Annotated in this window: 10 protein-coding genes; 3 read left to right on the top strand and 7 right to left on the bottom strand. The window is 62.8% G+C overall.

Annotated elements, in window-relative coordinates:
* Positions 1 to 538 precede the first annotated feature (538 nt).
* Genes Q1W26_RS15060 through Q1W26_RS15050 form a run of 3 tightly spaced genes read left to right on the top strand, consistent with a single transcriptional unit; the run spans position 539 to position 2960 of the window.
* Complete coding sequence (locus Q1W26_RS15060) at positions 539 to 1147, top strand: OmpA family protein (protein ID WP_300441884.1); 609 nt, start codon at positions 539 to 541, stop codon at positions 1145 to 1147.
* Between the two features lie 8 nt (positions 1148 to 1155).
* Positions 1156 to 2475: a hypothetical protein gene (locus Q1W26_RS15055; protein WP_300441882.1), complete on the top strand. Its 1320-nt coding sequence runs from the start codon at positions 1156 to 1158 to the stop codon at positions 2473 to 2475.
* On the top strand, positions 2472 to 2960 hold the full coding sequence (locus tag Q1W26_RS15050; protein WP_300441879.1) for a hypothetical protein: 489 nt from the start codon (positions 2472 to 2474) through the stop codon (positions 2958 to 2960). The genes Q1W26_RS15055 and Q1W26_RS15050 overlap by 4 nt, the downstream gene beginning before the upstream one ends.
* 81 nt (positions 2961 to 3041) lie before the next feature.
* Here Q1W26_RS15050 and Q1W26_RS15045 read toward each other — a convergent pair whose 3' ends face one another.
* The 7 genes from Q1W26_RS15045 to Q1W26_RS15015 all read right to left on the bottom strand — a co-directional run.
* Positions 3042 to 3818, bottom strand: a complete 777-nt coding sequence (locus tag Q1W26_RS15045; RefSeq protein WP_300441875.1) for an enoyl-CoA hydratase — start codon at positions 3816 to 3818, stop codon at positions 3042 to 3044.
* 34 nt (positions 3819 to 3852) lie between these two features.
* Positions 3853 to 4998, bottom strand: a complete 1146-nt coding sequence (locus Q1W26_RS15040; RefSeq protein WP_300441872.1) for a CaiB/BaiF CoA-transferase family protein — start codon at positions 4996 to 4998, stop codon at positions 3853 to 3855.
* Between the two features lie 499 nt (positions 4999 to 5497).
* Positions 5498 to 6634 (bottom strand): acyl-CoA dehydrogenase family protein, encoded by a 1137-nt coding sequence (locus tag Q1W26_RS15035; RefSeq protein ID WP_300441870.1) that lies wholly within the window; start codon positions 6632 to 6634, stop codon positions 5498 to 5500.
* A 114-nt stretch (positions 6635 to 6748) separates the two neighbouring features.
* A complete protein-coding gene (locus Q1W26_RS15030; RefSeq protein WP_300441868.1) occupies positions 6749 to 7939 on the bottom strand; it encodes an acetyl-CoA C-acyltransferase in 1191 nt (396 codons plus the stop codon).
* Between the two features lie 28 nt (positions 7940 to 7967).
* Positions 7968 to 9116, bottom strand: coding sequence for a carbonate dehydratase (gene can, locus Q1W26_RS15025; RefSeq protein ID WP_300441866.1), 1149 nt, complete (start codon positions 9114 to 9116; stop codon positions 7968 to 7970).
* Positions 9117 to 9172: 56 nt separating this feature from the next.
* A complete protein-coding gene (locus tag Q1W26_RS15020) occupies positions 9173 to 10345 on the bottom strand; it encodes an isovaleryl-CoA dehydrogenase (RefSeq protein WP_300441864.1) in 1173 nt (390 codons plus the stop codon).
* Positions 10346 to 10426: 81 nt separating this feature from the next.
* Positions 10427 to 10710, bottom strand: a 284-nt coding sequence (locus Q1W26_RS15015; RefSeq protein ID WP_300441863.1) for a MerR family DNA-binding protein, incomplete at its 5' end; no start/stop codon positions are given.

Below are 10710 nucleotides of genomic sequence, written 5' to 3'. Positions count from 1 at the left end.
CCCGAAATTCTGGCTGTGTGGTGCTCCGACAGGCGCTCTACGCGGCCTGTACGCCGTTTTCACCCCAATGCGCCCCGCCGGCCCCGGCCGCTACCCAGTGCTTCCGATCGTCTGACAGGACTCCAAAAAGCACGAACCCCCGGAAAAACCGGGGGTTCGTCAGCAGTCTGAGGGGGCCGCAGCCCCCTTCGCTTTTGCATCAAAGCCGCTGTTACTCGTTCTTGAACTGGCCTTGCGCTTCCCGACAAACGCGGCCTTGCCTTCCTTCTGGTCGGCCAGGGCGAAGGCCGAGTGGAAGGTGCGGCGCTCGAAGAGCAGCAGGGAGGTTGGATTAGCGCAGCGCAACCCGACCTCCCTGAGCTGTGTCTCCGCCGCTGCGAATCGACTGTGCGGGCGTGTGACGAGATGCCGTGCTTAGCGGAAATCAATAATGACAATTTGTTTTCGATGTGAAAACATGAAAAATTCTGCTGTTTCGGGCTTGCATCCCGGATCGGTGTAATCGGTGCAACAACAAGACCAAAAAAGGAAGTGTCAAATGCTTGATGTGAAACGACGTTATGTGGCGTTGGCGGTGGCGGGGCTCATTCTTTCCGGCTGCGCAACGACGCAGTCCGGCAGCGGCAGCGCCGCTACCGATTCGGCCAAGCGCAATCCGGTCAAGGTGACCCAGACCAGCCGCGGCGCCCAGATCACCTCCGATGACCGCATCCTCTTTGACACCGGCCGTTCCGACATCAAGCAGGAGGGGCAGGTTTTCATCGAGCGCGTCGCGAAGATCCTCAAGGAAAAAACCAAGGCCAACGTGGCTGTCGAGGGCTACACCGACAACGTCGGCGCGGCAAACCTCAACCAGGCCTTGTCCGAAAAGCGCGCAAGCTCGGTCAAGCAGGCGCTGGTGGCCAAGGGCGTTGCGGCAAGCCGTATCACCGCAACCGGTTTCGGGATGAGCAAGCCGGTGGCCGACAACAACACGGCCGAGGGCCGCCAGGCCAATCGCCGCACGTCCATCGTGGTGCTGGGCGAGTCGGTCGAGAATATCGGCGGTACGTCTTTGGGGGATCGCCTGTCCGAGGGGCTGGGCGAGTTTCTCAAGAGCGCCGGAGAAGTCATGAACAAGGTGTTCGGTTCCGACGCCAAGAACTGAACGGCGCCATGATGGATTCGAAGCACGCCATCACGGGCCTTGCCTTGTGCCTGCTGTCCGCGTGGTCGTTTCCGGCGCGGGCGCAGACGACAGAAGCGCAGCTTGTCTCTGCGCCCGACGCACCCGAGGCCGTCGACACGATCGACCCGGACACCTCCAGGGCCCTGCTCAAACGCTTCCGGGCCGAAAACCCGGGGGCGCGCGAACACCGGCTCGGCATCGTCTCCGAGGCTTTCCTGGAAGACCCCTCCAATCCGGCGCTCAAGCTCGAGCGCATGTGGTCGGGCGACAAGGGGACGCTTCTCGAGATATCCGGGCTGGAGCGCAAGGGGCGCCCCGAAAGCGCCATCGTTTCGTATTCCAGCATTCGCCTGCGGGACAAGGCGGGCAACTCGCTGAAGGCGCTTGCCTACGAAGGCGTCACCGAGTTGCGGGACAAGCGCGGCGGTTCGGCGCTGGTGGTGAAGCCCGGCGACAGGCTTTACCTGCTGTTGCCGCCGGTGGACGATTACCAGCCCCATGCGCTGGTTTATCTCGGCTGGGACGGGCAGGTCGCGAGCTATTTCGACCGCATCGATCCGCGCTTTCGCGAACGCTATGACGCCTCGGCGAAGGCCGCCATGGCGCCGGAGGCGACGCCGGAACAGATGAAGGATTTCCTGGTTGAGTTTGCCCGTCGCGATCCGGACAACAAGGCGCCCGGGGTGTTCATGGCGCTGATCAACCGGATGCGTGCCCAGAACACTTTCGAGGGTTACTACCACGCTTATCTGCTGATCAAGGATCCGGCGGATGCAAAGGCTGCGCAAAAGCTGATGCGTACCGACGAGCATCGCTCGATGATGGAAAACCTGGCCGTGGCCACGTTGGCCGACAAGAGCCGCCTGCTGGAGATGGATTTCCGGCTTAACCCCGGCCAGACGACGTCCGGCGAGGGCAGTTGCTGGATGCTGTGCCGTTACAACTTCACCGCGCAGCGCGAGGTGAGCGGTACGGTGACGATCCGTGCCCGGCAGGCGGGAGGGCCCATCCGGCTGCGGCTGGGCACCTACCGGGTAATGCTGGCCACCGAGCTGGTGCTGCCGCGCCACGGGCTGCAGGAGTCGAGCTGGGTGGGCAATTTCGACAAACGGGCCGACGACCGGCGTACGGGGCAGCTTACCGTGACCCTGTCACCGCCGAATTACTCGGCAACGGTTCCGGTGAGCTTCGGGCGGGTGGACGTGGCTTTTTTTCAGCGCGGGAGCGCCGGCGGATACACGGCTTACTGGGCGGATGGCGATGCCCAGGCCACGCTCAGCTTCAAGGGCATGGAGTTGATTAAATGATGCGTGGTCTGCTGGGTCTTTGCCTTCTGGTTTGCGTGCCGCTGTCGGCGGTGGCCCAGGAAATCAATTTTGCGGATCTCCAGCGTCCCGGTTCCGGTTTGTCCCGCAGCGCCACGGTGCCGGGCCTGGGCAAGGAGGGGGCGAGCTTTATCAGCCGGTTTTCGGAGGTGGATAGCGGACGGCTCGAAGACCTGAGAAGGTCGAGGGCCGCTGCGGCATCGAGTTCGTCCTACAGTTCTTCGGGGAGTTCTTCGTCGCAGAGTTCGAAGAGCAGTGCGTCGTCTGCGCCGAAGAACAAGACTTTCGTGTGCAGCATCTACTGCAACAGCAGCAGCGGGCCGCTGATCACGCGGGAGTTCTCCGGCCCCGACCGCGCCGCCGTGGCCAGGATGATCGACGATAACGCGCATACCATCTGCCGTAATTCGGGCATGTCGCGGGCGTCCAGCTCCAGTTTCGACCCGTCCCAGTGCCGGGAAAAATAGACGCCTGTCAGCGCACGCCTGCGTCAATGAAAAACGGCTACCCCCGCGAGGAGGTAGCCGTTTTGTTTGCGGCGGGCGTTTTCAGGTGTTCTTGAACTCGGCCTTGCGCTTCTCGACAAACGCGGCCATGCCTTCCTTCTGGTCGGCCAGGGCGAAGGCCGAGTGGAAGGTGCGGCGTTCGAAGAGCAGGCCTTCGTTGAGGCTGGACTCGAAGGCGCGGTTGATCGATTCTTTGATCATCATGACCACCGGCAGCGAGTAGCTGGCAATGGCGGCCGCGGCGGCGAGGGCTTCCTCGACGAGCTTGTCGGCGGGGATCACGCGGGCGACGAGGCCGGATTTTTCGGCTTCGGCGGCGTCCATCAGGCGGGCGGTGAGGCACAGGTCCATGGCCTTGCCCTTGCCGACGGCGCGGGGCAGGCGCTGGGTGCCGCCAGCGCCGGGGAGGATGCCGAGCTTCACTTCGGGCTGGCCGAACTTGGCGGTGTCGGCGGCGAAGATCATGTCGCAGCTCATGGCCAGCTCACAGCCGCCGCCCAGCGCAAAGCCGGACACTGCGGCGATCACCGGCTTGCGGAAGGTCTTGAGGCGCTCCCAGTTGCGGGTGATGTAATCGCCCTTGTAGGCGTCCATGTAGCTGAAGTTGGCCATCATGGTGATGTCGGCGCCGGCCGCGAAGGCCTTTTCGGAACCGGTGATGACCACGCAGCCGATGTTTTCGTCGCCTTCGAAGGCGTCGAGGGCCACGCCCAGCTCATCGACGAGATCGTCGTTGAGGGCGTTGAGGGCCTTGGGGCGGTTGAGCGTGACAAGGCCGACCTTGCCGCGGGTTTCGACGATGATGTTCTGATAGTCCATGTGTCCTCCGATCCTGTAATTGTTGAAATGTCGTTCAAATCGCTCCGGCCTTGCGCAGCCCGTCCAGTGCGTCCGGGCTGAAACCCCAGTCGGCGAGAACGTCCTCGCCCGTGGCGCCGGTAAGCGGCGGGCGGGGCTTGGCAGGCGTGCTGCGGCTGAAGCGGGGGGCCGGGGCGGGTTGAACGACGCCGCCCACTTCGATGAATGTGCCGCGGGCCCGATTGTGCGGGTGTTCGGGCGCTTCGTCCATGTCCAGCACGGGGGCGACGCAGGCGTCGGTGCCTTCCAGCAGCGCACACCATTCGTCACGGCTGCGGGTGGCCAGATGGGCGGCGAGACGCACTTTCAGTTCGGGCCAGCGGGCGCGATCCCATTGCTGCGAGAAGTCGGGGTCGGCGAGGCCGGTCTTGTCGAGGAAGAGGGCGTAGAACTGGGGCTCGATGGGGCCGATGGAAATGTACTTGCCGTCGGCGCAGCGATAGGTGTCGTAAAAATGGGCGCCGCCGTCGAGCAGGTTGCTGCCGCGCTGCTGCGTCCATTCGCCCATGGCCTTGAGGGTGTACATCATCGTCATCAACAGCGCCGAGCCGTCGGTCATGGCCGCATCCACAACCTGGCCCTGGCCGGACGTGCGCGCCTCAAGGAGGGCGGCCAGCACGCCGACCACCAGCAACATCGCTCCGCCACCGCAATCGGCGACGAGGTTGAGCGGCACCACCGGCTTGCCGCCGGGCTCGCCGATGGCGTGGAGCGCGCCGGAGAGCGATAGGTAATTGATGTCATGGCCGGCGGCATTGGCCAGCGGGCCGGTCTGGCCCCAGCCGGTCATGCGGCCAAAAACCAGGCGCGGGTTGGTGCCGAGGCATTCGTCGGGGCCGAGGCCGAGGCGTTCCATCACGCCAGGGCGGAAGCCTTCGATCAGGATGTCGGCGCCGGCGATCAGTTGCCGGGCGGCGGCGAGGCCTTCGGGCTTCTTCAGGTCGAGGGTGACGACGCGCCGGCTGCGGTTGAGGATGTCGAGTCTGGGGTCGAACAGTTCGGAGCCGGGCTTGGCGCCGGGCGGCAGCTTGCGTTCGATGCGCACGACTTCGGCGCCCAGGTCGGCGAGGATCATGGCGCCCATGGGGGCGGGGCCAAGGGCGGCGAATTCAACGATCTTGATGCCGTGGAGGGGGCCCATTTGTTTTGTCTCCTTTTTGTTTTTTGTCTTCGTCGCTGCGTTGCTTCTGGTGGCAACTGGACGTGTCGTTGGCCGGGGAGTTCGCCCCCGGCGGGCGACTTCCTTTCTTGTCTCGCCAAGAAAGGAAGCAAAGAAGGCGACCCGGCTTCACCGGTCTTTCGCTACGCGAATGACTCCCCTGCGCTGCTCACAACGGGCGGCCGGCGCAGAACTCGCCCTGCGGGCTCAGACAGCTGCGCCGGAAGGCCCCGCCCGTTGCTGCGCGGATCAAAGGTTCAGACGGGCTTTGGCCGGGCACCGAGCCTCTTCGGGATCTTGTGCGGTTTGGAACGGAATATTTTTTGGGCGAACTCGTGTTCGCCCAAACACTTCAGCCAGCTAAAGGTGCGCAGAAACCGTAGCGAGGCCGTCGAGGTCGCGGCGAGGAACGCAGCCGTACTTGAGTACGGCGAGTACCGCAGTTGCGAGATCGGCGGCCGCAGTAGGTTTATGCGTACCTTTATTCGGAAGCGATGGTGCGGCCGATGACGAGCCGCTGGATGTCGTTGGCGCCTTCGTAGATCTGGCACACGCGCACGTCGCGGGCAATGCGTTCGACCGGGGATTCGTCGGTGTAGCCGCAGCCGCCGTGGATCTGGATAGCGTCGGAGCAGACTTTTTCGGCCATCTCGGAGGCGAACATCTTGGCCATCGAGGCTTCCTTGAGACAGGGCTTGCCGGCGTCCTTGAGCATGGCGGCGCGCCATACCATCAGGCGGGCGGCGTCGAGCTGGGTGGCCATGTCGGCGAGGCGGAAGTTGACGGCCTGGTGTTCGATGATGGGCACGCCGAAGGTCTGGCGGTCCTTGGCGTAGCGCACGGCGGCTTCGAAGGCGGAGCGGGCCATGCCGACGGCCTGGGAGGCGATGCCGATGCGGCCGGCTTCGAGGTTGGACAGGGCGATCTTGTAGCCTTCGCCTTCCTTGCCGAGCAGGGCGGAAGCCGGGACGCGGCAGTTTTCAAAGACAATTTGCGCCGTATCCGAAGCGTGCTGGCCCATTTTTTCTTCAATACGGGCGACGATGTAACCCGGCGTCGCGGTCGGCACCAAAAAGCAGGAAATCCCCTTTTTGCCGGCGGCCTTGTCGGTGACGGCAAAGACGATGGCGACCTCGGCGTGCTTGCCGGTGGTGATGTAATGCTTGATGCCGTTGATGATGAAATCGTCGCCATCGCGGTCCGCGCGGGTGGTGATCGCCGAGGCATCGGAGCCGGTGTGCGGCTCGGTCAGGCAGAAGCAGCCGAGCTTGTCGCCCCGGGCCAGCGGTTTGAGCCAGGTTTCCTTCTGGGCATCGGTGCCGTATTTCATCGTGATGCCGCAGGCCAGCGAATTTTGCACACTGACGATGGTCGAGGTGGCGCCATCGCCAGCGGCGATTTCCTCCAGCGTCAGGACCAGCGACATGTAATCCATCCCGGCGCCGTCCCATTCGTCCGGCACGACCATACCGAGCGCGCCCAGCGCGCCGAGTTCCTTCAGCGCTTCGGCTGGAAAGGTATGGTTTTTGTCCCACTCGCCGGCAAAAGGGGCGAGGCGCTCCTGCGCAAAGGCGCGCATGGTGTCGCGAATCATTTCTTGTTCTTGCGTTAAAAGCATCGAATTCTCCAAATCAGGTTTGAGTAGCGAGTAGTCAGTCATGAGCATTGAGTTCCCGCGCCCTTGGCGCACAAATCTTGCTAACAGCTACCGACTAACCACTAACAGCAAATCTCACAGCATTTCCACCGCCAGCGCCGTGGCTTCACCGCCGCCGATGCACAACGAGGCAACGCCGCGCTTCAGGCCGTATTTCTTTAATGCGCCAAGCAGCGTGACGACGATCCGTGCTCCGGAAGCACCGATCGGGTGGCCCAGCGCACAGGCGCCGCCATGGATATTCACTTTTTCGACCGGTAACTGCATGTCGTGGATGGCGGCCATCGTCACCACGGCAAAGGCTTCGTTGATTTCCCACAGATCGACGTTGGCTGCGGTCCACCCGGTTTTTGCCAGTAATTTCTGCATGGCCCCGACCGGCGCGGACGGGAAGAGGGCTGGCACGCCGGCATGGGTCGTGTGGCCGACAATGCGGGCAATCGGCGAGAGGCCGAGCTTGGCGGCCTGCGAGGCGCGCATCAGCACCATGGCGGCAGCGCCGTCGGAAATCGACGAGGAATTGGCCGGGGTGACCGTGCCATCCTTCTTGAAGGCCGGCTTCAAGCTCGGAATCTTGTCGATATTGACCGCAAACGGACCTTCATCCTTGTCGATCACGACATCGCCCTTGCGGCCGGCGATGGTGGCTGGGGCAATTTCCCAGGCAAAGCTGCCGTCGTCGCTGGCCTGCTTGGCGCGGGTGGTCGAGCGAATGGCGAATTCGTCCTGCGCTTCGCGGCTGAAGCCGTAAGTGGTCGCACACTCTTCGGCAAAGGTGCCCATCAGGCGGCCGCGGGTTTCCTTGCTGTAAGCGTCTTCCAGCCCATCCATGAACATATGGTCGATGATCTGGCCGTGGCCGAGGCGGTAGCCGCCGCGTGCCTTGGGCAGCAGGTAGGGGGCGTTGGTCATCGATTCCATGCCGCCCACGACGGCCGCGCCGTAAGAGCCGGCCAGAATGCCGTCGTGGCCGAGCATGGTCGCCTTCATGGCCGAACCACAAACCTTGTGGATGGTGGCGCAGCCGGCGGAAATCGGCAGGCCGGCCTGCAATGCTGCCTGGCGAGCCGGTGCCTGGCCCTGGCCGGCTTGCAGCACGCAGCCCATCAGCACTTCCTCGATCAGGTTGGCATCGACCCCGGCACGCTCGACCGCAGCCTTGATGGCGACGGCACCGAGGTTGGCCGCAGTCAGGCCGGCAAAGCCGCCCTGAAAACTGCCCATGGCGGTACGGGCGGCGGAAACGATAACGATCGGGTCATTCATGCTGATTTCTCCTGAGTGCTTGGTTTAACTAGGCGTCCAACGCTTTCAGTGCGGCGTCGTAACGGGTGGGTAGGTCCTGCGGACAATCGATGGTGATGCCGAGGTCGTGGATCAAGCCGTCCTTCAGGCCGTAAATCCAGCCGTGGATGGTGAGTTGCTGGCCGCGCTGCCAGGCATCCTGAACCACCGGGTTATGGCAGACATTGGTGACCTGTTCCAGCACGTTCAGCTCGCACAGGCGGTCGTGGCGCTGGTCTTCGGGCAGGCTGTCGACGTTGGCCAGATGCTTGTTATGGACGTCGTGCACATGGCGCAGCCAGAGGTCGACGATGCCGACCCGGTCGCGGCGCAGCGCTGCACCGACTCCGCCGCAGCCGTAGTGGCCAACGACCATGATGTGCTTCACTTTCAGCACATCGACGGCGTACTGGATGACCGACAGGCAATTGAGATCGGTATGGACGACGACGTTGGCGACGTTGCGATGGACAAACACCTCGCCCGGTAGCAGGCCGACGATCTGGTTGGCCGGGACGCGCGAATCGGAGCAGCCGATCCAGAGGAATTCCGGGGTCTGGATTTGGGCCAACTTATTGAAATACTCCGGGTCGACTTCCTGCATCTGGTTGGCCCAGGCCCGGTTGAAATCGAACAGGTGCGACAGGTTTTCGCTGCGGATTTCTTCTTCCGACCAGTTTTCCAGATCAAGGGCGAGGAACATCGTGCCTTCGACCGGCGTCTGGTAGTAATTGGGCGCCTCGGTGAAGCCCAGTTCGCGGTAAAGCTTTACGGCCATCCGCATATTGGGCAGCGTGTCGATCATCAGCTTGCGGTAGCCGATTTCCTTGGCTGCCTTGATCGCGGCCAGCGCCAGCGCGGCGCCGACGCCGTGGCCGCGCTCCTCGGGTTCGACGTAGAGGCGCTTCATCTCGCAGACGCCTTCGCTGCCGGGTAGTGGCCGGACGCCGACACAACCCGCCGGTCGACCGTCAACTTCGGCAAAAAACAGGCGGCCATCCGGTGTTTCATAGGCGCCGGGCAGCGAGGCCATTTCCTGATCGAAATTCTGGTACGACAGATCGACGCCCAGCCAGCCCGCATAGTTGCGGAAATACTGGCGAACCTGTTCCAGCGCTTCGGTATCTTTAGCGGTGAGGGTGCGTAGGGTAACGGTCATTTTGTGCAGCTCCATGGTGCGGTGCCCCCAGTTCGGAGACGCCGCTGGGAGCTTGTTCAGGCAGTTTCAGCGAAGAGTTCGCGGCCAATCAGCATTCTACGGATTTCCGAGGTGCCGGCGCCGATCTCATAAAGCTTGGCATCGCGCCACAAACGGCCGACCGGATACTCGTTGGTATAGCCAACCCCGCCCAAGGTCTGGATCGCCTCGCCAGCCATCCAGGTGGCTTTTTCAGCCGAGTAAAGAATGGCCCCGGCGGCATCCTTGCGCAGCGTTCGGGAATGATCGGTGACATCGCAGGCACGGCCGACGGCATAAACGTAGGCGCGGGTGGCCTGCCAGGTCGAATACATGTCGGCGACCTTGCCCTGCATCAGCTGGAATTCGCCGATCGCCTGACCGAATTGCTTGCGCTCGTGCAGGAAGGGAACAACCGAATCCATGCAGGCGGCCATGATGCCGAGCGGGCCGCCGCAGAGCACGGCGCGTTCGTAATCGAGGCCGGACATCAGGACTTTGGTGCCGTTGCCGACGCCGCCCAGCACATTTTCTTCCGGCACTTCGCAGTCATCGAAAAATAGCGGATAGGTGTTGGAGCCGCGCATGCCCAGCTTGTCGAGGTGAGTGCCGTGGCTGAAACCCGGCATGCCCTTCTCAACGATGAAGGCCGTCATCCCTTTGGCGCCAGCATTCAGGTCAGTCTTGGCGTAAACCACCAGCGTATCGGCATCGCCGCCGTTGGTGATCCACATCTTTGAACCGTTCAGCACATAACGGTCGCCTTTTTTCTCGGCTTTCAGCTTCATCGACACCACATCGGAACCGGCATTCGGCTCGGACATGGCGAGTGCGCCAACGTGTTCGCCGGAGATCAGCTGGGGCAGGTACTTCTGGCGTTGCGCTTCCGTCCCGTTGCGGCGAATCTGGTTTACGCACAAATTCGAGTGTGCACCGTAGGACAGGCCGACCGAGGCCGAGGCGCGGGAGATTTCCTCCAGCGCGACGATGTGGGCCAGATAGCCCATATTCGTGCCGCCGTATTCCTCGCCAGCCGTCATGCCGAGCAGGCCCATGTCGCCGAATTTACGCCAAAGGTCGGCCGGGAATTCGTTAGCGCGGTCGATCTCGGCAGCGCGCGGCGCAATTTCGGCGTCGGCAAAGGCCTTAACTGCATCGCGCAGCAGATTGATGTCTTCGCCGAGGCCAAAATCGAGGCTGGGAATGTTCATGGGTTTGTCTCCGGATATTCGAGTTATAGGATGTGATTGTATTTACGTTGACGTTAACGTCAACTGGTTAGTAAATATTTTTTATGCGACATCCCGCCGAGCCAGTTCTTGATGGCACTGGGTTTCAAACTGGGAAATGTCGTCGAGCATGGCTTCGATGTCCTCGCGCTGCTGCTCCAGAGCCGCCCGGCGCTTCTCGACGACCTGCAGGCACTTCAACAACTGCGGCGTTTCATCCTCGGTCGAGTTGTACATGCCGATCAGGTCGGTAATCTCGGCCAGCGACAGGCCGAGGCGCTTGCCGCGCAGAGCCATCTTCAGGCGCGCCCGGTCGCGGCGGTTGAACACCCGGTTACGCCCCGCAC

The organism is Zoogloea sp. (assembly GCF_030157465.1).
In the GTDB taxonomy this organism is placed as follows: Bacteria; Pseudomonadota; Gammaproteobacteria; order Burkholderiales; family Rhodocyclaceae; genus Zoogloea.
This window is presented reverse-complemented; position numbering and strand designations above follow the sequence as displayed.